Raw genomic sequence first — 23,753 nt, 5'->3', positions numbered from 1 at the left:
AACCACCAAAGCTTGGCAGGCAGATAGAAAAGTAGTGCAAAGTCCATTATTTGAAATTGGACTAGCTGGTATTATAGCTTTAGCAGGCGGACCTACTTCTATGCTGGGGAGATTTGTAACGGGAGCTGCTAGTGGAGCTGCTTCAATTGGTATTAAAAATTTTATTCTTAAAGCGGTAGATTATGCGCATGGGCGATAGTAACTTTACAAAACATAAAACTTTATATAGTATTTATCACAAAGGTGGGTGATTATGGATACAAAAAATAATATATTCATTAAATTAAAAACTTGGCTTATTAGAGAATACGTAGAAATAAATATCATACCAATTTTTGCAATTATTCTTTCTATATTTGATATGTATTTATTGCTTTCAAAAGCAAACATTCCACCTTTATCTGATACAGGAGATTTTCGTTGGTGGTTCAAGCTTTACTGGATAGTAATATTAAGTTTCCCATCAATAGCAATATTGAATTTTCTCTCAAACATAATATTTAAAACTTGCAAGAGAGAAAAGATTAGTAAAGTCAAAGTTAAAGGTTGGTGGGTGTCATTTTACTTTGAATATGTTAACATAACAATGGTGCTATGGTCTGTGATACTTTACATATTTTACGGAAACAGGGATGTACTTAACAAAGGGCTAAAATGGATAATAATATATTTACTAATACTTGTATTAGTACATCCATTAAATAAAAAGAACATAATTTTTGTTATGATGAAAAATAAAAAAAGACGTTACTTTTGAAAGTTTTATAAAAATATAAGAAAGTAAGCTTTTTCAAAGAAAAACTTGATATGTTCAAAGAAAAAGAAGAAATTTAATATACACAACAAATCCAATAAAGACTTTGAATAACTGTTTATGGATCTCACACAAAAAATTAAAAGACGAGTATCTAAAAGTGCATTGGAAAAACATTACCAAATCCACGATAGATAAATTTATCCATCGATTTAATTAGAATTTATACATTTTTACATAGTTTCTAAAAAAGTCTTTTATTTTGTTCCAACTATTTTCAACTTCCTGAAAGTCTTTATTTTTTCAGCATCATCAAAATACGTAAGTGATTTTAAAAAGACTGCTAAATTGTATTCAAGATATTTTTTTGTATCATATCTAACAAATTGTTGATGCTCCATTTATGAATCTTTATCAATGTCCAGAGGTCAAAAAAATCTTTTTTTAGACCTCTTTTACTTATGGCATCTGCCTTCATACAAGCTATATCTTCATCACTTGCCGCTGGTACATTTTTTATTTTCTCAATTTCTTTTATAAGAGGATATGGTTACTCAAATAAAAAAACCTTTACCCCATTAAGGACAAAAATAAGAGTTTGAGTATCTCTATACACAAATTCTATATCCTGAAAGTTCTTAAGTAACTCTTTTTCATATAGTTCAAGTTTGAATTTTTCGGTGGGCAAAAGAAAAAAATCGAAATCCAAGGATGGTCTATGATTATATTTTAAAAGAAGAGAAGTACCACCTGCAAGATAAAACTCATGGAAAATGTCTAATTCCAGTATTTTTTCTAAAACATTCTCTTGCTCTAAGGTTAATTTGTGCATCAGAAACCTCCAAAATCAGCTGCCAATAGCTTTTATCCCTACCCTGAAACCTGTGGAAATTATCCAAAAAAACTTTTCTCAGGTTGCTTTTTCCATATACTTTTAAAAGCTCTTTTATATCTTCAATATCTCCAAATATCATTTTTCTTATTATAGTTTCATTTCCTCTACAACTATCCCACACAAAATTCATACTAATTATCTCCCATTAATATTATATCATGTGCTGTTTCAAAAATCCAAACAATTAAGATCCTTCGTCGCTTTGCTCCTCAGGATGACATTCCCTTCGGTGCTTCGCACCTCAGAATGACAGGAAGAGGGGATATCATTCAAGATTCTTCGCACATATTGCTCAGAATGACAAAAATGAGAAGAGTTTATATTTTTATTTTTGAAACAGCTCCCGCTTTCCTTGATTATTCTGTCTTTTCGTATCGGATCAACTCAATAGAAAATTTTGATACTTGCAATGTTAATGATATTATTGATGTTTTCTCACATAACAATAACAGAAGGTAGGAGCAGCAAGTGGTGTTTGAGGTATTTTTGTTACGAATTTTCTCTTAAAGGATGTAGATAATGCTCAAGGAAGGTAATATAGTTAAGAAAACTTTTTAGATTCGTCATAAATTTTGCAAAATTTACAACTCTCTTGATAACATCAAACCATTGATAAGTGGTTCTCCGCCAAAAAAAGAGATTCCAACATTTGATTGCCATTTTTCATAAATCACTTTTAGAGCTTTCTTAATTGTTTGCAGGTTCATTAAACCTAAACTTCGTTATATGATTTATACAATTTATATTTGTTTTGGAACATGAAAGAAGGGGAGTTGTTTTTTATTTTGGTTTTTCATCAAGAATTAATACATAATTGGAGGATTACCATAACCGCACAGATCAAAAATACAAGGAATTTCACATATCATATCGCATATAACTGTATCTTCACCGCCACAAACCGTCTCCATCTCCGGGTGTAAGACAAGCTTCTATTTGTTCTTCGCTCTTAGGTCCAGTATTTAACAATTTTATTTTCAATTTTTTCACTCCTTTCCTTAATCCCCTTCTTTCATGTTCAATGATTATTCAAAACATTATTTATTCTTAATTATTTTTATTACTTTTTCAAGAACAGGATCAGAAACTCCTGTCAACCACTCAAGTCTCTCTTCTGTTGTCATTGCAAGTTCGTAATCTGGTATTATTCTGTTAGGTGAGGAGTAAGATGTGATTGCAGCTGGAATGTAAACATAAATTTTCATATTTGGCAAATAATGATTAATACCACCCATTGTAAAATGTGAGGAATAAATTGGTCTTTCTCCTATTATTCTTCCTATTCCATAACTTTGAACAATACTGGCAAAAGTTATTGCAGCTGAAGCTATACCGTTATCGACAAGTACCCATACTTTTCCATTAAATACAGGACTTCTTGGAGTTATAATCCACGAATAAGTTGTTTCAATTACTCTTCCATCGGTGTTTGTATCATAACGAACTCCTATTCCTGCCAAAGCTTGTATGTTGTACTTGGAGTTTTTAACTTTAACTCTACGTTTCACAGAAAGTTCTTTATTTACGAAATGGCCTAATACTTCAATTACGCTTTGTGGTTTACCACCGAAGTTTCTTCTTATATCTACAACCAGATCTGTCATGTCTTTATTTTCTCTAAAAACTTTATTCAGAAATTCTCTGAAATCGACAAATAAATTTCCTTTGATGCTAAAACTCCCTATTCTTAATATCCCTATATTTCCTTTTCTTTCAAATTCGTAGGGTAATTTTGATTTCTTAGATTCTTGAACTTTTCTTCTATATTCTTTCATTGTTATAGCCTTTATATTTTTTCTTTTTATAGAGCCGTTATATTCAAATTCTATTTCCGCACTTTTTTTATTCCAAAAACTCGGTATCAAGTTGATATATCGGGAAATTTCATGTTCTTTCCGAGAAGAGTTATCTTTTGTAATGGTGTACTGCTCAAACTCCTTTATTATTTGTGCTGATGGGATGCCATCAATCGCCAAAACTTTTGATTTTATTGGTATATTCTCGATCAATGAAAAAACAACGTAGATATTATTATCTATAACATAAAGAGTCATTGGAAAGATTTGAGAATCATTCGAAATGGGAAGTTCAATACTACAATGGTAATCATTCAGGTAATGGAAAATAGGAGAAACCGCTTTAAAAAATTCAAAACTATCCATAGGTTTGTTAAGTTTTCTTCTTACATCATCAACGATCTCTGCAAATTCTGGGCTTTTAACCAGTCCATTTGGATCAATGTACGCTTCTTTTAGAAGGGCAATAATAAATTCAAAATCTCTTTGAAGTTTTTCTGGTTCAATTTTGGCTGCAAATATCGAGGAAATAAAAACAACACTTGTTAAAAAAAGAACTATTAACACTTTCAAAGATTTTTTCATAAAATCCCTCCTTTTTTAAAACAGTTTATTATGAAACTACTTCTGATTTGTTTGCTTTTGAAAAATTATCTTTTAATTTATCAGGTAAATAAGCATATATTACTAATCCCAATTCAAACAATTTTTTCTTAAAATGGCAACTGAGCTTATCAACGGTATTCCATTCATTAGCCGTAATCAGTGATTCATGATAACATCTACCACCACAAATATATTTTGCCCAGCAGTTAGAACAATCTTGTAAGTGATCCACAGTATAGAGCTTCTCTGAAAATAATCTTCTTGTATTTTCAATAATGTCCTCACGAGTATCTTCAAATATATTTCCAACCTTGCCGTTATTGTTTCCATCCATTCTATGGCAAATGTAAATATCACCCATTGGATTTACAACCAAAACTTTTCTACCACCGCCACACGGATAAAATCTTTTATTTTTACCATGAACAACAGTTATTGCAAGGTTCATCCATCCAAATGTCTTTTTAAAAGCTTGTTTGTAATTTCTATCTCTAACCAGATCTGTAATATATTTTCCAAAATCATTAATTTTCGAAGATAATTCTTCGAAAGTTGGTCTTAAATTTTCATCATTTGTTGTAACTAATTGAATTGTGAATGGTAAATCTAAAGAAGAAAAGTATCCAACTAATTCAATCAAATCGTTATTTATAGAAGTTAACGTAGCACGAATACTAACTCTACCATTTGTGTTATACAATAATAATTTTTTAATACTATTTAAGATAGTATTATGTGTGCCTTTACCAGCTTTTGTGTAACGCAATTTATCATTGTAAAATTGATCTCCATCTAAGCTTATCAGAACACTAAAATCATTATTTGTCAGAAAACATGCAACATCATCTTTTATCAAAATTCCATTGGTTGTCATTCCAAATTTTACATTTCTTCCAATATATTCTTTTGCAAATTTCGTAACTTGTTTTATAAGTTTAAAGTTCAGCAGAGGTTCTCCTCCGAAAAATGTAATTCCCACATTTGATTGACCCTTATCAAAAAAAGTTTCAATTGCTCTTTTAGCAGTTTCAAAATCCATGACTCCTGGATTACCATAAGTTCCGTTGTTTCCATAACAATATTTGCAATTTAAATTACATTCATGAGATACTGTTAGAACTATTGCATTAATATCATACTTTTCTTCAACCGTTTTCGTCAACTCATTTTTTTGTTTAATTGGTAAGTATTTAAATATTTCCTTTTTTATAGATTCTGGCAAAGTACTTTTGTTTTCAAAAAATGAAAATAACTCTTCATCAATCTCAAACAACAACAAATGCTCAGGCAAAAAAAGAAGATGTTTTCCAAAGCGACTTATGAGTTTAAATTCCATATTACCCTTCTCCCCCGTTAGTTTGTTTATTTAAATGAATATGAGAAAAAATTCACTTGTTAAATAAAATACTTAAAATTTTTTATATTCCATCCAAATTGCATTATACAATTTATAAATTCACTCGTACAACCTTCAAAAAAATTCATTTTGCTTTTTTTTTTTTTTTTTATGACAAATTATTAAAAAAATACTTTGTGTTTTAAATGATTACTAATTTATTGTTTGTGTGTTAACATATTATTTTTTTAATATTACAACGAATTTGAAGATTCTGTCGAGAAATTGCTATAAAAAAACATTTACCTAAACAGATTAATAGTCCATATCCGGGAAAGAGCCCACCAAAGCACTTTCTGAGACACTTGAAATTTGTAAAAAACTTGGTTTTGAAACTTTAAATGTTGATAACTATGCAGAACATGTAACATTTGGAAATACAGGAAAATTATATGGAATTTTGGGACGTTTAGATGTTGTTTCAAAAGGGGGCTTGGATAAAATGTAGATATGATTACCAAACAGCTAAATGAAGCATTGAAAAGATTTATTGAGAAACTTATGTAAAAGCGGTACCATATGGTGCAGTATTTGATGCAACTTTTCCCGGAGGAAATATTAAAATGCATCAATCAAATAAGAATTGGTTTCTTGATTCTTTCAAAAAATTTGGAAGAATATATGCCAGATTGATGTATAGATGGTCAGCAGAGTAAAAAAAGTAATTGTTAAAATATGGTGTGCAGTTCTGCACACCATTTTATTTTATTGCAGTAATTAAAGGATCTAATTCTATAGGAACTGTCAATTGTACGGCGACTTTGATGATTGGTTTAATGATTTCATTAACCTTTTCTAAACTCTGCGGAAGTTCTTTTTCAGAAAGTTCATTAAAGATTTTCAAAGCAACCTCAGCTCCGCCATGAGTTGGTAGGATTTTTTTTGAATCCAATTTCCTTAAGCCATCGTGTGTAAGTTTGTCCTGAAGGGTGTTGTAACTTTGAGAACTGAGCTTTGCTTATTAAAGGTTTAATTGTTTCTAAAAATTCAATTGTAATTGAATTAAAGGTAGTCTCTCCTAATAATTTTATTAATTCTTCTTTTGATAGTGATATTGTTAGACCATATTGAATAGCGTATTCCTCTTCTATGTTTCTAAAATAAAGGATTAATTTACAAGTTTGTTGGTTTAGCTTGGCGATCCAAATATCGTTTTCTTTACCGTTTTTATACCTATTTAAAGCTTCATAGTAGATTCTTATTTTTCCGCTAGGTTTAAGTACTCGATACAATTCTTTTAATGTTTCTTTCGAATTAGGGGTTTGCTCTATAGAAGAAGCAGCCATAATACCATCAAAGAAATTATCTGGAAATGGCAATCGACTTCCCGAGGAATAGTATATGAATTGTGTGTTTTTAATGCCTAATCTCTTTGCATTATCCTTACAAACTTCTATACGTTTTTTAGAAGCATCAATTCCTATTACCTGTTTTACAAAGGGTGCTATAATTAATGATGGCCAACCATCTCCTGGACCGAAATCTAGTAAGACTTTATCATTCCCACCAACTGAATAAAAAAATCAAAAATAGCTCCTTGATCTGCCCAATGAGATTTGTTTTTTACATCAAAAGGTTGATAGATAATTGGTAATGAATAGTTAAATTGAGATTCCATATCATTGTAAATGAAATCTTCCGAGGTGCATGGGACAGGATCTAATTCACTTTCTATCCATTTAATAACATTCACAATTTAACCCCCTTACGTATTTTTAAATATAACTTTGTTGTTTCTTAAAATTTTAATATTTTCAGTAATTCAAAAAAACTTAACGCACAACCAGAAATGATGAACTATCAATCAATTTGAATCCAAGCTTTGTATAAGGTTGCTTGGATGGATTTAGATCAGTCACTACTAAAAAAGTTTTTTTATACCCTAATTCATAAGCCTTATTCAAAACTTTTTTTTACTAACAATGTTCCTAACCCTTGTTTTCTATATTCTGGTAAAACAACAAGATTTGCAATAAAAATAGCAGAATTACTTTCTTTTAAAGTAAGAATAAACCCTCTAAATGGATTTTCAAGTTCAAATGATAATTCCGTCAATACAGTACCGTAGTTTCCTTTTATTATTTCATCATAGAACTTGATCATATCGTTGATGTTTTTAACACCCATTAGCAATTTATCATACCAAGGGGTTGCTTCATATATTCTATTTATATTTTTTATCAGATCATCATATTTTAATTGTCCTGCATTTATTGCCGTTTTTTTCAGTAAAATTTCCAAGTTCAATTACCATAAAGTTTCTTTTCAAAATCGTATAACCATTTGAATTAAGCTTGTTATTTATTACTTTTCCAAGGTTTAGAATAAGTGAATGTCGTGGATACGATTTTTTGAATTCTTTAGGAATTACTTCTAAAAATTCTGAAAAATCGCTAAACTTATTTTCGATAATTTTTCCACCATAAAATCTTTTGTATTTTCTCCAATTTTCTATGTATACTCTGAGTTCTCCTTTTTCAAAAACATAAAGTTTTCCTTTTTCTTCCTTGAAAACCATGGTTTTTCCCCCCCGCAACTAATATACATGATTATTCAGTTAAATTTTAATTATAATGTATTTAACCAGATAAACGGGAACGCCAATTGACGCCCCTATAACTAATATCCTATCCCCCTCCCCCCTTTAAATTTTGCTTTGCCACTCTTTTTTCAAGATACCCATTACATATACATCATGATATTTTCCATTTCGGAAAATTTCTTCTCTTAAAACTCCTTCTTTTTTAAATCCCACCTTTTCATATGATTTTATTGCTCTTTTGTTAAAGCTATAAACATACAATTTGATTTTGTTAATGTTCATTTCTTCAAAGATAAATCTTACAAGTACTTTCATTGCATCTGTGCCATACCCTTTGTTCCAATGGGGTTTCCCTAAAAAGATTCCTACAACAGCTACTGAATTTTTCCAATCAACATCGTTAATTCCACATCCTCCTATATATTCTTTTCCTTCTAATGTTTCTATATCAAATGAATATGACTTTGTACTAAAGGGATCAAGATTTTGATACCATTTTTCTTCATCTTCTTTTCTGAATGGAAACGGGATACCAGGTACTAAATATTTTTTTACTTCTGGGTCATTGATGTATTCTAAAACAATATCGATATCTTCTTTTTTATATGCTCTTAATCTTACCAAGAATTTGTAAATTATGTTCATGAATTTGGAGGAATAATTATAGCAGCACATCCATTTACTGGGTATGGTGTTTGTAAGGTTAATGATAAAAAGTTTGCAGCTGAAATTGTAAACTTGGTAGATGCAATTGAAGTGTACAACGGAAAGGTAGCGTATAAATATTGGTTACAAGCAAAAGAATTGGCAAAAAAAAGCCGCAGACGGGTGGTAGTGACGTCCATAATATTGGCGATTTGTTTAAGGTAGGGACTCATTTTTTTGATGATGTTGATAGTATTTATGATTTAGTTAGTGCTATAAAAGAAGGGCGATGTGAACCAGTAATAATAAATAATAAACAATAGCTGTGATTTGTATTGGAGGGAAAGATTTTGAGCGCGATCTTAAGTAATTGTTTTTTACTATTAATTCCGATATTTCTCTGGAATTTGTTTTTTTCGCATAAATTAGAAAAAGTTGGTTATATAATTTCCAAAGTAAAGTTTGCAAAGTTAGATTGGTTGGAAAATATTTTAAGAGCAATTGTTTTCATTGCTCCAGTATTTATGAATTTTAATGTATCTGCGTTAAGCTTCACAAAATATATCACTTTATATGTTATAGGAGTTACAATTTATTTTATTTCATGGCTGATGGTTATATATTTTCCAAACAGCTATTGGAGTAAGAGTGCATTAGGACTTTTGGCGCCAGAATATACATATATTGCTTGGTTAATTGCTATAGGAATGTTAGGAAATTTAAAAATTTACAATTATTTGGCTGTGTTGTTTGTTATTGTTCATACTTTTAGCACATATTTTAAACTGAAAATAGCTAAGCTGAAATAGTTGAAAGCAAATAACGTTGGATGGTGAAATTATGAAAAAATTCTTAGATAAAAAAGTAAAAGTGAAAATTGACAGACCTATAGGTTCTAAGCATTCTGAATATGGATTTTATTATCCAGTAAATTATGGATATATACCAGATTCTATAACAAGTGATGGAGAAGCAATAGATGCTTATATATTGCGAGTTTATGAGCCGATAGATGAGTATATAGGTAAGGTAATAGGAGTAATCCACTGAAAAAATGATCAGGAAGATAAGCTTGTGGTGGCAAGTGAAAGAAGTCTATACAGCAAAGAGGAAATTCGAGTACTAACAGAATTTCAGGAGAGGTTCTTTGATATAGAGATTTTTGCATATGATTACTTAAAGCAATCTATAAGAAATACAGTAAGAGGCATTATTAGACGTGGAGATGAAATTCTTGTAATTGAAGAAAATGATTTAAAAATTGGTAAATATTATTATTTACCAGGGGGAGGTATTGAGTTTCTGGAAAAAAGTGGCGATGCTATAAGAAGGGAAATAAAAGAAGAATTAAATTGTGAAGTTTATGAGGTAGAATATAAAGTTACAATTGAAAATTTCTTTGAACTTGAAGGTTATAAATGTCATGAAATGTGCAGAATTTATGAATTAAAAGTAGAAGATAAGATATATAAAAAAGAAGAAATAAAAATTACAGCAGATATTTTTCCGAATGTGGCAAAATGGGTTAGTATAAAGGAATTCAAAGAAAGAAAAGAAATACTTTATCCAAGGGAACTAATCGATATGTTGTGATACATAAATTTAAATGTAATCTGTAAAAGAGGTATAGCCAAGCGTCAAAATAAAGGCATTAGAATAGCGTAGTATTACTTTAACAAGTTAAAAATAGATAGGGGGATTCAATGGGATATATTAATTATAATGGATATGACTTATATTATGAAGTGATAGGTAATGGAAAACCACTGTTAATGATTCATGGTAATACAGCTTCATCTATAATGTTAAAAGAAGAAGCTTTGTATTATTCAAAATATTATAAAGTAATATTGATTGATATGATAGGACATGGCAAATCGAAAATGTTAAAAGTGTTTCCGGAAGATTATTGGTTGGAGAATGTTAAAGTTTTATCTGAGTTATACAGCAGATTAAAATTAAATAAAATAAGTATCCTGGGAGTCAGCGGAGGAGCTATCTTAGCACTTAACTTTGCAATTTATAAACCTCAAATTGTTGATAAAGTTATAGCGGATAGTTTTATTGGAGAAAAAATAACATTACAAGAAGCTTTGAAAATAGAAGATGAAAGAGAAATTGCAAAAAGAAATGGCGTAAATCAATTTTGGGAATTGATGCACGGGGAAGATTGGGAAATGGTTGTGGATGCTGATAGCGAGATGTTTATTAATTATGCAAAAAATATTGTGACAATTTCAAAAATAATTTAGATAAAGTCACATGCCCTGTACTTATTACTGGAAGTTTAAAAGATAATTTAATAAATGATATTGATAAAAAATTGCTCGAGGTTGCAAAGAAAATAAAAACATCATTGACAATATTTACATCTAATGGAAATCACCCCCTTATGATAAGTAAAAAGGAGTTTTTCAGAAATATAGCTATAAGATTTTTAAATGGGAATTTGTAATTTAAATTAAATAGGTTTTTAATGTATTATATAATTGTTGACAAAATTGATATAGGGAGGAGAACAATGTATACAAGACAGTTTATCAAAGTACTTTAGGATAAAGATATAAAAAAGTTAAGAAAAATTCCAAAAAGTGATCTTCACAATTATGCAATCCTGGGAGGTAATCTTGACTATATAGAAAAGTGGCTTGGAAGAAAAGTTCCAAGGTTAACTAAAAGAATCACCAGTATTGAGGAAATGGAAGGCTGGTCAGCAAAAATTATCACAAGGAACATCTGGTTTTGAAAAAGCAATAGAGACGGCTTTTGTACAGGCAAAAATGGATGGGGTAATCAAGTTAGAAATGAGTATAGATGTTTATTTTATACATTTTTATAATGGATTAGCTGAGAAGTTGATTAAGACATTGAAGAAACTTCACCAAAAATACGCTCCAGAAGTAATTTTTATACCTGAATTGTGATTCAATAGAAGTATTTTCGAAGACTTTTTAATTAAATGGTTTGAACCTTATCTTGACTTTGACTATTTTAAGTCTGTTAATTTATATGGAGATGAACTTGCACAGCTAGCAAAAAAAAATTTAAACGCAAAATCCATAGGTTTAAAATTAAAAGCACACGTTGGAGAATTTGGGGATGCTGATAGCATCCAGGAAACGGTAGAAATTCTTGAATTAAACGTGGTTCAACACGGAATAACAGAAGTTAAATCAAAATCTGTTATGAGTTTTTTGCGAAAAAAAAATAACATCCAGCTGAACATTTGCCCAACAAGTAATTATATGTTGAGCAGGGTAGATAGTATAAAGAAGCACCCAATAAGAAAATTATTTTATAATGGTATAAAGGTAACTGTGAATACAGATGATTTTATAGTGTTCCAAAAAGGTGTATCAGAAGAGTTTTTGTTGTTGTATGAACATGAAGTTTTTTCAGCAAAAGAACTGGATATAATTAGAATGAATGGATTAATCTGAAATATATTTAAACATTTTTCCTTTTTTCTCATTTAAAAGATACAAAGCGTCAAAGGGGATGTCATCCTGAGAACCATTTAAAAAAGCTTGGAGTTGTACAAAGTTGTTTTTTCTTTGTTTAGTTTTTCGGAGGGTATTATAAAAAAAGTTATTAGGAGGAATTTGAGTGATAAAAATTATTGATACATTTCAAGAATTTATAAAAGTTTTTTGTAATAAATTAGATTTATCTGTGAATGAAAAAGTTGAACTATGGGACAAAAAGTATATATCCAAATATCCTGAACTTGAGAGAAAAATAAAAGAAGATTACGAATTAAATGGGTATAACTGGCAAGAAATAGCAAAAAAACTTGTTTTTAACAATATTGAGAAAAATTACAAAAAAATGATTCAAGCATATCAGAATATAGTGCAAATAATTAACAAAACAAGTAAGAAAAGTTTTGAGATGTTTAATCTAAATTTAGAATTGAATATGGTATTATATTGCGGACTTGGTAATAGTGCTGGCTGGGTGAATAAATATGAAGGAAAAAGGGCAATATTGTTTGGAATTGAAAAAATTGCTGAACTTAAATGGCATACGTTAGAAAAATTAGAACCACTTGTAGCCCATGAATTATGTCATGTAATACATTTTGAGTTGAGAGGAGAAGATGATTTACCAAGAGGGATTAAAAAAAATAAATATAATTTGGGAATTTGGAGAATATATGAAGAAGGATTTGCACAATTTTATCAAAACAAGTTATTAGGAAAAAACATAGATTCTCGGGGTAAAAAGTGGATGGAACAATGTAATGAAAAAAGGAGAACTTTAAAAAAGTTATACAAAGAAGCCTTGGAAGTGGGAAACACGAAAAACTTTTTTGGAGATTGGTTTGAAGTTTTAGGTATCAGTGATGTCGGTTATTTTTTAGGAGAAGAGTTAATAAAGAAATTAGATCAAAAGTACTGTATTGAAGACTTAGCTCGATTAAATTTTGAGATAATAAAAAAAGAAGTATTAGCTTATTTATCTGAGTGAGGCGATTATCTTGAAAAATTTGACGGTTGAAAAGTTAGAAAATTTTGTTAGACCTTTTTATACCTATAAAGATATGATGCATGATTTATCACATATAAAAAGAATTCTTAAAATGGCCAAAAGGTTAGTAACACATTATGAAAACGAAATAGATATGGATTTAATTATATATGGTGCTTATTTTCATGGAATCATTTATGAAAAAGAAAAACAGATATTGAAATTTCTTAAAACTAAAGGATTGTCAAAGGAAAAAATTAGTAAGATAATTCAGGTTTCCTGGAAATCTCAAAAGAAAAAAACTCCTATAACATTAGAAGGTAAAATCCTTCATGGGGCTCACTTAATTGGAGGAGGTAAGACTTTCATAATTTGAAATCCTTAATTACTGGTACTTTAAGAGGTCAAGTATTGGAAGAAACAATAGAGTATATTGAAAAAAACATACTTGGAAAATTCAAGTCTCACCTTCCAGAAACACGGAATCTCTATAGTGATAAAGAAAAATTTGCAAGAAAGTTTTTAAAAGAGTTAAAAGAAAATTTATGATTGCTGAAAAGAAGGAATTTGTATAAAAAAGGTGATAGATTGTTCGTTAGAATAGATTATAGAATTAAAGATAGTAAATTTGGACTAACAGATTTTGAAGATCATTTAAAATATTTAAACGATGTTGCAGCTAAGAAGTATTTTATTGACGGATGTTTCTTAAATGAAGATGGCGGAATGCTTATTTTTGAAGCAACAGATTTAGATGAAGCTACGGAAATTGCAAACAATGATCCTATAATAAAAAGAAAATAGTATACTTATAAACTGTTTGAGTGGGAGTTAGTTATTCTTTCTAATAAAAACGGTTATTGATACTTTTTTCATGGTTTTTTATCTATAATTTTTATAAGTCTTTCTATTTGTGAATCTTTTTTATTCAGTATATCTTCTATCGTTGTATAAACTTCGATATCAGGGGACAGTCAGTCCTTCAGATCTTTATTAATGTTAGGCCTCATCCATTTTTTGGGAATACATAAGATTTAAATCCTGGAATTGGTAGTTGAAATCTTAAAATGTCTCCATAGCTGGATGGTTGGTTTGCTGTTGGATCGCCTATTATTGTTCCTAATTTATTATCTTTTATAACTACTGCAAACCAGTTTCCAGTAAAGGTGTAAGGTGAACATATATTTTACCGTTGTATATTAAATCGTGATTTTGAATTTTTTTGTTAATAATAACTCTTTCTGGATGTAAAAGTCAAGATAAAAATGCATAAAAAAGGGAAAATAAAAATGTACAAAAAAAGGATTATTATTGTTGTTGTTTAGATATTATTGCTTAAAAAAATTAGAGAAAAATTCAAGTTTTTCCTTTATGGGCTTTTCCTTTAATTAAGATTACGTGGGAATGGTGTAATAGTCTATCTAATATTGCTTGAGATAGTACAGGAGAAACAAATATCTCGCTCCATTCTGAGAACGGAGTATTGGTTGCTGTTATTGTTGAATGTTTTTCATATCTTTTTGAGATTAGTTGGAAGAATATATTTGCTCCATCTCTATCTATTGGTAAATATCCTATTTCATCTATTATTAATACTTTGTATTTTGCAAAGTGTTTAAGTCTTACTTCTAATCTATTTTCTTTTAGAGCTTTTTTCAATTGAGCTATTAATTCTTGGAAATGTATAAAATATGTTGAATATCTATGTTTTGCACATTCTATTCCTAATGAAACTGCAAGATGCGTTTTACCAACTCATGGAGTACCTACAAATAATATATTTTCATTATTTTCTATAAATATTAAGCTTTTTAAATCTAAAAGTAGTTTTCATTAATTTTTAGATTAACTATTTTTCCTATGTATTCTATTGGAAAGGAGTATTTATTCCCTTTGTAGTATATTTTTGTAGTATATTAATGAATCTTTTTGGAGTGGTCTACATATGATTCAATGATGTGTCTTCTTGGCAAGGGGGATAAATACTCTTTTTCTTTTTGAAATAACAATAATGGTGGAACATTTGTTGCTTGATTTAATTGTGTGTTGACTTTTTTATTTATTCTCCTAATTATATCTTTTAGTTCTTCCTCACTTTCAAAAGCGTAATCATATGCTAATAACCAATTTAAAAATTTATTTGCTAACTCTACTTTCCCTTTGGTATATGAGTGTCTTGGTTTACATAATTTAATTTTAAACCCAAAATCTGCTGCAAAAGCTTCCATCTTGTTGTTTATTTTTCTACCACTTTCAGTAATGTCAACAACAGATTTCATATTGTCAAATAATATCTCTTGAGGAACACCACCTGTAGTTTTAAATGCATTGATTAAACATTCAAAAATATCTTGTTGTGTCTTGCTTTGTCTGTATTCAAAGTAACAGTATCTTGAATATCCCAATTTGTAATTAAATACATTTACCACAAATTCTTCACCACTCTTTGAATGTAACCTCATATTTTCTTTCCAATCTACTTGAGCTTGAATACCAGGTAAAGTTTCAAATCTTGGGTGTCCTTTAGAAGCTTTCTCTGATCTCAACACCTTCCTTTTTACATATTTCCTAAAGTTTGAATATGTCCCTACCACTCCCCCTTCTTCATCTCTTAATCTTTCATATGCTGTTCTAATCGTGATACCTTTAATTGACATTAACATCGATATCTTTTCAAAATATTTATCTAACTTTCTAGATTTGTTCATTTCCAGTATTTCTTTACTGTCCTTCTGTTTATCCCGTATAGCCTGGCTAATTCAGAAAAGTTCGGCCTTAAATCCATCCCCCTTAACATTTCCAAATGTTGTTTGACTTTTTCCATCTCTGGTATCCCTCCTTCCTTTGGAAGGATACCATTTATGTACATTTTTGCGCATTTTTATTTTCCTCTTCTTGGCCATTTGTATTTTACCATTTACATCTTTGGTTTTTGCGTAATATTCGGTAATATGTGCTTCTTGAAATCCATACTATTTTACACAATATTTTAATGCTGAATTCTTTGTTTAGTTGGTTTATTACTTCAATCTTTGTTTTTTTATTTCTTTTTCTTCAAGTATCTTTTTCATAGAGAGCTTCAAATATGCATTCTCAGCTTTCAACTTTCCATTTCTTCTTCTAAAGTTTCCTTTTTTGGCCTACCCCTTTTTAGTTCAACAGTAAGATAGTTGTTAATCTACAAACGAACTCTGCTTTGATCAATACCCAAAAGAGAAGAAATGGTTCTTTTTGGAAGTTTCTCTTCAAAGTGAAGTCTAATGACTTCTTATCTTAGTTTAGAATAATATTTCTTAAATTTCTGCCCTTTTTTGTCAAAAAAATAACCCCCCTCGTTGGTTTTATTGTACTACTTCGGGGTGCTTTTTTTATTGTTTCATTTTTAATAATATGATTAAAAGCTATTTTAATTTTTCTTTTTTTACATTATTAAAAACTACGGGCTTATTTTTGATTATAAAGTAGAGTAATGTTAATCTTTGTTTTCCATCAATGACCAAATAAGTTGGCTCTTTTTTTCATTAGGGGTTATAGCTCTGTTTTTGGATTGTTGATTGGATTTAGCTATTTTCTATAGTATTATGATTCCTACAGATAGACCTTTGTATAGAGAAACTAATAAATCTCTAACTTTTGTTTTGTTCAAAACAAAAGGTCTTTGAATGTCGAATAATGCTATATCTTCGGTGTCGGTTAAAGATAGCAAGTTACCTATTTGTCAATGCGTTAGAGCAAATAGCATATTTACATTGGTGTTATTTTGTATTGTAATCTTTTTATACATAAATAATTAATATAATTTGTATGTTATGTTTTGTAATGCTTCTACTATGATATTATACATTAATTAAGTCGTTTGAAAAAAAGTTTTTAATAAAAAATAAGTATATTACAAAGTCGATTTTCTTTCGGAAAAATATTTTTTTTTGAAGCTACAGCTATATATAAATATAACCAAGCAGAAATACCATTTAAGAAGTATTTAAGTGGTGTATTTATATTGTGTTTAACGATATTGTTACATTGTTGAAATTGAAATATATTGATTCTTTGTTATTATAAAACAGTGTAGTTTTTTTATAAAATATTTGTCACAATTCTTTTAAATAGGAGGTATAAAGTATGAATAAATTATTTAAAGTACGGGTAGTAGCTTTATTAGTTCTTCTTGTTTTCACCACGGGTTTGTATTTTGGTGAAAACGTTTCTTTGAAAAATTATGTGCTTGTAACTGTAAATTCGAAAGTTAAAATTATGGATTTTAGTGATCCAATGTATCCAGAAGAAGTTAGCCAATTTTATGCAAAAACTGCTAATAGATCATACGTTAATGGAAATTATGTATATGTTACAGCTAAAAAAAATGGTCTTATGATATTTGATATATCTGATTTAACAAATCCAAAACAAGTTGCAACTGTTAACACTAATGGTGAAGCATATGCTCTATATATAAGAGATAATTACGCCTATGTCGTAAATAAAAAAAGATTTTTTGTAATATTTGACATATCTAATCCTGAAAGTCCAAAGCAGATTAGTCAGCTTGAGTTATTAAGTAATACTAATTCATCTATAAGAATGGCGGATATATGGGTTGAAGGAAAGTATGCATATGTAGCTTGTAAAGGTGATGGTTTTGCGATAATTGATGTATCAAATCCTAAAAGTCCAAAATTAGTTAGAATAATTAATAATAAAGAGTTCTTTGATAATGACAGCGACTCGTTTGCAGTAACAGTTGGAATATACGCAAAAAAAGATTATCTGTATATGATAGATTGGAGATTTGAGTTAGTAGTATATAAAATATCTAAGCCTACAAAACCAAGACCAGTTACAAATCTTGAACTTGGAGAAGGCTCTGTTAATGATATATTTGTGAAAGGAAAGTATGCGTATATTTCACTTAATAAAGGTGTTGCAGTAGTTGATATATCTAACCCTAAAAAACCAAAGAAAATTGTAATGTACAAGACTAATGATTCTGTGCCAGGAAAAGTATATGTCTTAGGAAATTATGCATATGTTCCAGTGGGGTATAAATTAGAAATAGTTGACATATCCAATATAAAAAGACCGAAGAAAGTTAAAACTCTTAAATTAGATGGATATGGACCGCGCGTAACTGGTTTAGGTGAATAATAAAAATAAATATAAATATTTCAAAAAAATGGCTTCGGTGAAGTTCCGAAGCCATTTTTTTAATAATATGATTTATTAAGTGCGTAGTTAAAAGGGGTTAAATCTTTCACATGTATGTGTTCAGAATGACAAGAAAAGGAAATACATCTTAAAATAACAAAAGATCAGGGTGTATTTTAGAACGACGGGAAGATCTAGCGAACTTCAGAATAAGAAAAGAATAAGCTTCCTTGGAATAACAAGCGAATATGTTTCTGAATATACCTGAAAAAAAGTTTTGAAAATCGTTGGAAATTTCAATTTTTCTCTTATAAACGAGCAGTCAATCTTGGCAAAAGTATGGCTAGAACTGTTGGTCTTGTACTTCTGTCAACATCAGCTTCATTTTATATGGAAATAATTAGTGGAGTGGAAGATATTCTTTCTGCTAATAACTATTATAGCTTTTTATGACATTTGAAACTTTAAATAATAAAGAAACAATTTGTAAAAAAATCGTTTATTATTAGAAAAAAAGCAAGTGGATGAACTTATCGTTTTTGATCTAGAAGCGTGTGAGGCTTTTGCACATCAAATGTCAGAAATTAAGAAACCATGTGTATACCTTGAAAAAATATTCAAAAGTTTCAATATATACGGTCTCATTTGATAATGAAATTTGAAGTTTGCTTATTATGCAATACTTCTTGGAAGCTCATGGCTTCGAAAAAATAGTTTTTGTTAGGAGTCTTTTTGATAGTTATCATGTTCTGTAGAGATTAGAAAGTTATAGAAGAAAACTTTTAAAATAGTGGAATAAAGTATGATGAGTCGTTTGTTTTTTTGGATAATTTTACAAAAGAGGACATGGAAAAAGTGAGTGAGGCTATTTGTTCAATCAAACCTGAAGCGATTTTTGCTTCAAACGATGAAATAGATTTTGGATTTGGTTACAATTCAAAACAACTTGGCTATTTACCTACTGATATACATGCTATAGTAGGTTTTGATGATGATCGTTGAGTCTTACAACAGTGCAACAACCAATGTATGATATTGTGAGAATAACGACTGACATAACCTTTGATAGACTTTCGAATGTTAAGCAGAAAATGCCAATAAAAGTTAAATTTCATACAAACGTTCTTATAAGAAAATCTTGTGGGTGTTTTAAGAGTGATTTTTAAACAACGTATATGCAACCATAGTTTATTTTATAAAAAGGCATAGATATATTTTTGATACGAATACTTTTTTGATGATTGTCGCGAATACATAATAAAATGCCAAAAACACCATGCCATTGGATAAATTTTATTTCTAATGGGAATTAGCAATTTCAAAATTGAATAAAATAACAAGATGGGGCCTATTATAAAAGATGATTAGAGGAAATATATTTACATTCGTGATGTTGTTTCTGCGATATTCGGTTTCCTTTTCTCATGATTAAAGATATTTGCTTCAGGAGAAAACCTAGTTGAAATTTGGATTCTCGCTTTAAAAAATGAGAAAGAAGTTGAAAGAAAACTTATTTGAGTCTTTTCAAAAAATAAAGAGATATAATTGTTATGTGAAAAATTAAATAAAAAACTATTTGGATAACTCTATTAAATTGTACAGCACAAATTTTGCATATACACACAGTTTTGGCATTTTAAACAAAAAAGTTCTATCTCTATTTCCAAATATATTTTTCACTATTTTTATTATCTGTTCTATTTTGTACTTGATTTTTTGATAATTTTCTTTGAACTTTCATAGTTCTTTTTTTCCCACACACGATATGTATTTCATAGTTTGATTGTTGTCTTTTTTTATATGAAAGATAAAACGTGTTTGAGTATTTAATACTTTGAAGCTATACCAAAGAGACGTGTGAGAGGGTACTTTATTCTTTATATTTTGTAATAATGCTTTCAAAAGAACTTGTAAAAAAAGAGAAAACAAATCATGGGTTCTGTGTATTTTCGTGGTTTATCTTTCTTTTTAGAATATTGCAAAATAAATTTGTAAAATTCTTTGTTGAATTTATAACTTCATCTTTCCCTTTTTTCCTTTTTTGAACGGGCTTGCTTGAAAAATTGACTTAAGTAAAAAATTTTATTATACTTGTGAATAGGAAGGGATGAGATATGTGGTAATTTCATATTATATGTATGTGGGATTTTCGATACTTTCAAATATTTTATATTTTTTCTATAAAGATCTTGCAGAAGTTTTTTTGGGACTTTCATCAATCTCTTTTTTGATTTTTTTGTATGTAATAGGCTTAAAAATTAAAAGAGAGTTAAAGATAAATGTTTTATCCATTTATTATATTGTTTTAAGTCTTGTAATTTTTTCCTTTTTTCCGCTTTATTTGACATCTTCTATTTTTACGTATTTCTTTTCGCAAACTCTTGCTTTACTGTTTGTGCTTTTATACTTAAAATTGATTTTGAGCGTTTTAAAGTCAAGACTATCTATTTTTAATTTAATTTTGTTTTCTATATTAACATTCGGAATATATTCTTATGTGTTTTTTTATAAATTAATAAAAGAAATTAAGAAAAGTTTGACCTGATAAAATAATTGAGTTAAAATATACATGTAAAGTGAATAATTTCCCGAGGGGAGCTCCATATTCCGGAGCTGAGAGGAAGGTGGAAACCTTCGACCCTTAGAACCTGAACCGGGTAATACCGGCGGAGGGACTGGGAAAGAGAAAAAATGAAATTTTGCCCTCCGGTGGAGGGCAAAATTTTTTTAAGGAGGGATTTAAGATGTGGGATTTAGAAATTTCAAAAATTATAGTAGAGGAATTTACCGAGAAATTAAAAAAAAGTTTAGATGTAGATGTAGCAATTGTTGGAGGAGGGCCTAGTGCGTTAGCCGCTTCATATGTTTTATCGAAAAATGGGTTTAATGTGATAATTTTTGAGGAAAAAAATGAACCAGGAGGTGGAACATGGGGCGGAGGGATGTTATTTAATGAATTAGTTGTAGAGGAAGATGTTGAGTGGTTTTTAGAAGAGCTAGATATGAAATACAAGAAAACTAAAGGGTTTATTTCTATTGATTCCGTACATTTTGCTTCAGCTTTGTTGTACAATTCAACAAAAGTGGGTACAAAAATATTTAATAATGTTTTTGTAGAAGACGTTCTAATGAGCAAAGAGAGAATAAACGGTGTGGTAATTAATTGGGCACCTGTTATAAAACAAAGGTTACATGTTGATCCTATAACGGTAAAGGCAAAATATGTTATTGATGGTACTGGACATCCTGCAAGTGTAGTTAATATGGTTATAGATAGAAATTTATCAATTGACTTACCTCTAGGAAAAATAAGGGAGTTTCCTATGAATGCAAAAGAAGGTGAAAAATTTGTTCTTGAAAATACTAAAGAAATTTTCCCGGGGTTACTTGTAATGGGAATGGCCGCAGTATCTGTTGGGGGTGGTCCAAGAATGGGGCCAATATTCGGTGGTATGTTAAAGTCTGGAATTAAAATTGCAAATATTATTATCGAGAATATTGATGTTGAGGTGAAAGGATGACAATAATAGATGAAATAAAAAGTGGTAAGGTTCCTTCAATTCTTAATGAAATATCAAAAAAAGAAGGAAGAAGTATTGATTATCTTGTAAAAGGATTATTAGATGGGACAATAGTTATACCAAAAAATAATAATCATGTTTCTTTGAAAAATCCAATGGGGATAGGAAATGGTTTAAAAATAAAAGTTAATGCAAACATCGGTACTTCTTTGGGATATGATAACTTTGAATATGAATTAAAAAAATATAAAACAGCGAGAGAATATAAAGCAGATAGTGTAATGCTTCTTTCTACATGGGGAGATTTGGATTTTCAACGCAAAGAATTATTGAAAATTTCAGATATTCCCGTAGGGACTGTTCCAATTTACGATGCAGCGGTCATAGCATATAAGGAAAATAGGAATGTTGTAGATTTTTCGGAAAAAGATTTTTTAAAAATATTTGAAAAACATGCAAAACAAGGTGTAGATTTTGTTACTTTGCATGTTAGTATTACAAAAGATATTGTAAAAAAACTAAAAAAGTCTAGTAGAATAATGAAAATAGTAAGTCGTGGCGGTTCTATTATTGCAGGTTGGATAATTAAAAATGGATTTGAAAATCCGTTTTATAGATACTTCGATGAAGTTTTAGATATTGCTAGAGAATATGATGTTACACTGAGTTTAGGAGATTCTTTAAGGCCCGGGAATTTATTTGATTCATTGGATAGGTTACAATTAGAAGAGTGGTTTATATTTGAAGAGTTAGTTGAAAAAGCTCGAAGTAAGAATGTTCAAGTAATACTGGAGGGGCCTGGACATGTTCCAATTGATCAAATAGAGTCTACTGTTGAATTAATGAAAAAGTATGGGAAAAATGCTCCAGTGTTTTTACTTGGGCCAATAGTTTTAGATTTTGCGCCTGGATATGATCATATTACCTCATCGATTGGAGCAGCAATTGCCGCAAAAAGTGGAGCGGATTTTATTTGTTATGTAACTCCCTCGGAACATTTGTCATTGCCTTCTGTTGAAGATGTAAAATTAGGAGTTATTTCTTCTAAAATTGCGGCAATGGCTGTAGATTTTTCAAGAGGAAAATTTATTGAGGAAAATTATAAAGTGGCTATTTCAAGAAAAAGCTTAAATTTTGAAAACATAAAAGAAGTTGTTTTAGACAAGGAGATAGTTGATAAATATTTAAAGAATAGACCATTTCACGGGAAAGGTTGTTCAATGTGTGGACCATTTTGTTCATTAAAAATTGTAGAGGAGTATTTGAAAGAATGAGAATAGGAGTTTCAACGAGTGTTATAAGGAGTGATTTTAGATTTTTAAAATATTTTTTGGAAAAATTCGAAGATTTAGATTTTTATGAATTAGGATTTTTGAGTCCCTTATTTGTGAATAACTTGTTTAATTTGAAAAAGTCATTTGGAATACATGCTCCATTTATATTTAAGATGAATTTTCATCCTAAATTAACGTGCAATGATTATCATGAAACATTTAGGAAGATTAGGCAAAGTGCTTTTATGGCCAAATATTTATCTGCCAAATATTTAATAGTACATTATCCAGATACATTGCAATTGCAAGATTGGAAAGATAATTTTAAATTATTGAATGAATTAAAAGGTATTATTAAGATTAGGATTGAAAATACATTTGGGAATAAATATTTTTATGCGGCAAAAGATTATAAATTTTTATGCGAAGAACTGGGGTTAACCATGTGTGTTGATATTGGACATCTTTTACTTGATGAAAGAATAAATCCATTTGAATTTATAGAAGAATTGTCAGATTTTGTAGAAGAATTTCACGTGTATTATGCAGATGATAAGACTTATAAAAAATGTCATCATTTACCGTGGTCTGATAATGAAAAATACATAAATTTGTTAAATTTTATAAAAGAATTTGATGTGGATATAGTAATTGAAGCAACACCAGACTGCAAAGGGTTAAATAGACTTTTGAATTTCTGGAGGTGAAT

32 protein-coding genes, 1 pseudogene and 1 riboswitch are annotated in these 23,753 nt (G+C 29.3%); of the genes and pseudogenes, 19 read left to right on the top strand and 14 right to left on the bottom strand.

From position 1 onward, the window contains the following. Positions 1 to 199 (top strand): hypothetical protein (locus tag AS157_RS04635; protein WP_214494979.1); only part of this gene is annotated, 199 nt, incomplete at its 5' end. A 54-nt stretch (positions 200 to 253) separates the two neighbouring features. Beyond that, entirely contained in the window at positions 254 to 757 is a 504-nt protein-coding gene (locus tag AS157_RS04630) for a hypothetical protein (RefSeq protein ID WP_077289964.1), read from the top strand. A gap of 254 nt (positions 758 to 1,011) precedes the next feature. Here AS157_RS04630 and AS157_RS09480 read toward each other — a convergent pair whose 3' ends face one another. The 12 genes from AS157_RS09480 to AS157_RS04585 all read right to left on the bottom strand — a co-directional run bounded on the left by AS157_RS09480 (position 1,012) and on the right by AS157_RS04585 (position 8,664). Beyond that, positions 1,012 to 1,155: a hypothetical protein gene (locus AS157_RS09480; RefSeq protein WP_250880061.1), complete on the bottom strand. Its 144-nt coding sequence runs from the start codon at positions 1,153 to 1,155 to the stop codon at positions 1,012 to 1,014. After that, positions 1,098 to 1,232: a hypothetical protein gene (locus AS157_RS09475; protein WP_250880058.1), complete on the bottom strand. Its 135-nt coding sequence runs from the start codon at positions 1,230 to 1,232 to the stop codon at positions 1,098 to 1,100. The genes AS157_RS09480 and AS157_RS09475 overlap by 58 nt, the downstream gene beginning before the upstream one ends. 72 nt (positions 1,233 to 1,304) lie before the next feature. Further along, a complete protein-coding gene (locus tag AS157_RS09470) occupies positions 1,305 to 1,586 on the bottom strand; it encodes a nucleotidyl transferase AbiEii/AbiGii toxin family protein (protein WP_231450397.1) in 282 nt (93 codons plus the stop codon). Continuing rightward, a complete protein-coding gene (locus tag AS157_RS04620) occupies positions 1,519 to 1,779 on the bottom strand; it encodes a hypothetical protein (RefSeq protein ID WP_077289965.1) in 261 nt (86 codons plus the stop codon). Before AS157_RS04620 ends, AS157_RS09470 begins: the two co-directional genes overlap by 68 nt. Positions 1,780 to 2,230: 451 nt before the next feature. Then, complete coding sequence (locus tag AS157_RS09595) at positions 2,231 to 2,356, bottom strand: hypothetical protein (protein WP_255373660.1); 126 nt, start codon at positions 2,354 to 2,356, stop codon at positions 2,231 to 2,233. 330 nt (positions 2,357 to 2,686) lie between these two features. Next, positions 2,687 to 4,030, bottom strand: a complete 1,344-nt coding sequence (locus tag AS157_RS04615; RefSeq protein ID WP_250880056.1) for a S41 family peptidase — start codon at positions 4,028 to 4,030, stop codon at positions 2,687 to 2,689. A gap of 28 nt (positions 4,031 to 4,058) precedes the next feature. After that, positions 4,059 to 5,387 carry a radical SAM/SPASM domain-containing protein gene (locus AS157_RS04610; RefSeq protein ID WP_077289966.1) on the bottom strand — a complete coding sequence of 443 codons (1,329 nt, stop codon included), beginning with the start codon at positions 5,385 to 5,387 and terminating at the stop codon, positions 4,059 to 4,061. Between the two features lie 911 nt (positions 5,388 to 6,298). Further along, positions 6,299 to 6,895: a class I SAM-dependent methyltransferase gene (locus tag AS157_RS04605; RefSeq protein WP_231450413.1), complete on the bottom strand. Its 597-nt coding sequence runs from the start codon at positions 6,893 to 6,895 to the stop codon at positions 6,299 to 6,301. A 35-nt stretch (positions 6,896 to 6,930) separates the two neighbouring features. Next, a complete protein-coding gene (locus AS157_RS04600) occupies positions 6,931 to 7,140 on the bottom strand; it encodes a hypothetical protein (RefSeq protein ID WP_077289968.1) in 210 nt (69 codons plus the stop codon). Between the two features lie 203 nt (positions 7,141 to 7,343). Further along, complete coding sequence (locus AS157_RS04595; RefSeq protein WP_077289969.1) at positions 7,344 to 7,688, bottom strand: GNAT family N-acetyltransferase; 345 nt, start codon at positions 7,686 to 7,688, stop codon at positions 7,344 to 7,346. Further along, positions 7,636 to 7,965 carry a hypothetical protein gene (locus tag AS157_RS04590; protein ID WP_077289970.1) on the bottom strand — a complete coding sequence of 110 codons (330 nt, stop codon included), beginning with the start codon at positions 7,963 to 7,965 and terminating at the stop codon, positions 7,636 to 7,638. The genes AS157_RS04595 and AS157_RS04590 overlap by 53 nt, the downstream gene beginning before the upstream one ends. Positions 7,966 to 8,091: 126 nt before the next feature. Continuing rightward, complete coding sequence (locus AS157_RS04585) at positions 8,092 to 8,664, bottom strand: GNAT family N-acetyltransferase (protein WP_077289971.1); 573 nt, start codon at positions 8,662 to 8,664, stop codon at positions 8,092 to 8,094. 110 nt (positions 8,665 to 8,774) lie between these two features. Between AS157_RS04585 and AS157_RS09720 the strand changes: the two genes are divergently transcribed. From AS157_RS09720 to AS157_RS04530, 11 genes are all read left to right on the top strand, one after another. Further along, the gene (locus AS157_RS09720; protein WP_197023276.1) at positions 8,775 to 8,957 is read left to right on the top strand and encodes a PHP-associated domain-containing protein; all 183 of its coding nucleotides are present in this window, start codon (positions 8,775 to 8,777) and stop codon (positions 8,955 to 8,957) included. Between the two features lie 27 nt (positions 8,958 to 8,984). Continuing rightward, the gene (locus AS157_RS04575; protein WP_077289973.1) at positions 8,985 to 9,443 is read left to right on the top strand and encodes a hypothetical protein; all 459 of its coding nucleotides are present in this window, start codon (positions 8,985 to 8,987) and stop codon (positions 9,441 to 9,443) included. A 31-nt stretch (positions 9,444 to 9,474) separates the two neighbouring features. Next, on the top strand, positions 9,475 to 9,684 hold the full coding sequence (locus AS157_RS04570; RefSeq protein ID WP_197023278.1) for an inorganic diphosphatase: 210 nt from the start codon (positions 9,475 to 9,477) through the stop codon (positions 9,682 to 9,684). A gap of 24 nt (positions 9,685 to 9,708) precedes the next feature. Continuing rightward, positions 9,709 to 10,227 (top strand): NUDIX domain-containing protein, encoded by a 519-nt coding sequence (locus tag AS157_RS09465; protein WP_197023280.1) that lies wholly within the window; start codon positions 9,709 to 9,711, stop codon positions 10,225 to 10,227. Between the two features lie 110 nt (positions 10,228 to 10,337). Beyond that, complete coding sequence (locus AS157_RS04560; protein ID WP_077289974.1) at positions 10,338 to 10,886, top strand: alpha/beta fold hydrolase; 549 nt, start codon at positions 10,338 to 10,340, stop codon at positions 10,884 to 10,886. A gap of 438 nt (positions 10,887 to 11,324) precedes the next feature. After that, positions 11,325 to 11,558, top strand: a complete 234-nt coding sequence (locus AS157_RS04555; RefSeq protein WP_077289975.1) for a hypothetical protein — start codon at positions 11,325 to 11,327, stop codon at positions 11,556 to 11,558. 12 nt (positions 11,559 to 11,570) lie between these two features. Continuing rightward, on the top strand, positions 11,571 to 12,074 hold the full coding sequence (locus tag AS157_RS04550; protein ID WP_214494981.1) for an amidohydrolase family protein: 504 nt from the start codon (positions 11,571 to 11,573) through the stop codon (positions 12,072 to 12,074). Positions 12,075 to 12,240: 166 nt separating this feature from the next. Then, positions 12,241 to 13,104, top strand: a complete 864-nt coding sequence (locus AS157_RS04545; protein ID WP_077289977.1) for a hypothetical protein — start codon at positions 12,241 to 12,243, stop codon at positions 13,102 to 13,104. A 10-nt stretch (positions 13,105 to 13,114) separates the two neighbouring features. Continuing rightward, a complete protein-coding gene (locus AS157_RS04540) occupies positions 13,115 to 13,480 on the top strand; it encodes an HD domain-containing protein (RefSeq protein WP_197023282.1) in 366 nt (121 codons plus the stop codon). Next, complete coding sequence (locus tag AS157_RS04535; RefSeq protein ID WP_197023284.1) at positions 13,477 to 13,653, top strand: hypothetical protein; 177 nt, start codon at positions 13,477 to 13,479, stop codon at positions 13,651 to 13,653. Before AS157_RS04540 ends, AS157_RS04535 begins: the two co-directional genes overlap by 4 nt. Positions 13,654 to 13,671: 18 nt before the next feature. Next, positions 13,672 to 13,908 carry a YciI family protein gene (locus tag AS157_RS04530; protein WP_077290038.1) on the top strand — a complete coding sequence of 79 codons (237 nt, stop codon included), beginning with the start codon at positions 13,672 to 13,674 and terminating at the stop codon, positions 13,906 to 13,908. A gap of 552 nt (positions 13,909 to 14,460) precedes the next feature. Here AS157_RS04530 and AS157_RS04525 read toward each other — a convergent pair. Together AS157_RS04525 and istA are read right to left on the bottom strand one after the other, a co-directional pair. Further along, a pseudogene (locus AS157_RS04525) lies at positions 14,461 to 14,847 on the bottom strand (ATP-binding protein); the annotation flags it as partial. 173 nt (positions 14,848 to 15,020) lie between these two features. Next, positions 15,021 to 15,812, bottom strand: coding sequence for an IS21 family transposase (istA, locus tag AS157_RS04520; RefSeq protein ID WP_077289978.1), 792 nt, complete (start codon positions 15,810 to 15,812; stop codon positions 15,021 to 15,023). A 1,414-nt stretch (positions 15,813 to 17,226) separates the two neighbouring features. Between istA and AS157_RS04515 the strand changes: the two genes are divergently transcribed. The 6 genes from AS157_RS04515 (at position 17,227) to AS157_RS04490 (ending at position 23,751) form a co-directional block, all read left to right on the top strand. Continuing rightward, the gene (locus AS157_RS04515; RefSeq protein WP_077289979.1) at positions 17,227 to 18,249 is read left to right on the top strand and encodes an LVIVD repeat-containing protein; all 1,023 of its coding nucleotides are present in this window, start codon (positions 17,227 to 17,229) and stop codon (positions 18,247 to 18,249) included. An 855-nt stretch (positions 18,250 to 19,104) separates the two neighbouring features. After that, positions 19,105 to 19,251 (top strand): hypothetical protein, encoded by a 147-nt coding sequence (locus tag AS157_RS04510; protein ID WP_214494978.1) that lies wholly within the window; start codon positions 19,105 to 19,107, stop codon positions 19,249 to 19,251. Between the two features lie 1,105 nt (positions 19,252 to 20,356). After that, entirely contained in the window at positions 20,357 to 20,794 is a 438-nt protein-coding gene (locus tag AS157_RS04505) for a DUF4234 domain-containing protein (protein ID WP_231450401.1), read from the top strand. Between the two features lie 36 nt (positions 20,795 to 20,830). After that, a riboswitch (TPP riboswitch) is annotated at positions 20,831 to 20,942 on the top strand. 51 nt (positions 20,943 to 20,993) lie between these two features. Next, positions 20,994 to 21,770 (top strand): sulfide-dependent adenosine diphosphate thiazole synthase, encoded by a 777-nt coding sequence (locus AS157_RS04500; protein ID WP_077290039.1) that lies wholly within the window; start codon positions 20,994 to 20,996, stop codon positions 21,768 to 21,770. Further along, positions 21,767 to 23,044 (top strand): phosphomethylpyrimidine synthase ThiC, encoded by a 1,278-nt coding sequence (gene thiC / locus AS157_RS04495; protein WP_077289981.1) that lies wholly within the window; start codon positions 21,767 to 21,769, stop codon positions 23,042 to 23,044. Before AS157_RS04500 ends, thiC begins: the two co-directional genes overlap by 4 nt. After that, positions 23,041 to 23,751 (top strand): IolE/MocC family protein, encoded by a 711-nt coding sequence (locus tag AS157_RS04490; protein WP_077289982.1) that lies wholly within the window; start codon positions 23,041 to 23,043, stop codon positions 23,749 to 23,751. Before thiC ends, AS157_RS04490 begins: the two co-directional genes overlap by 4 nt. Positions 23,752 to 23,753 lie beyond the last annotated feature (2 nt).

Origin of the sequence: Thermosipho sp. 1244 (assembly GCF_018588215.1) — a bacterium.
Lineage (GTDB): Bacteria > Thermotogota > Thermotogae > Thermotogales > Fervidobacteriaceae > Thermosipho > Thermosipho affectus.
This window is presented reverse-complemented; position numbering and strand designations above follow the sequence as displayed.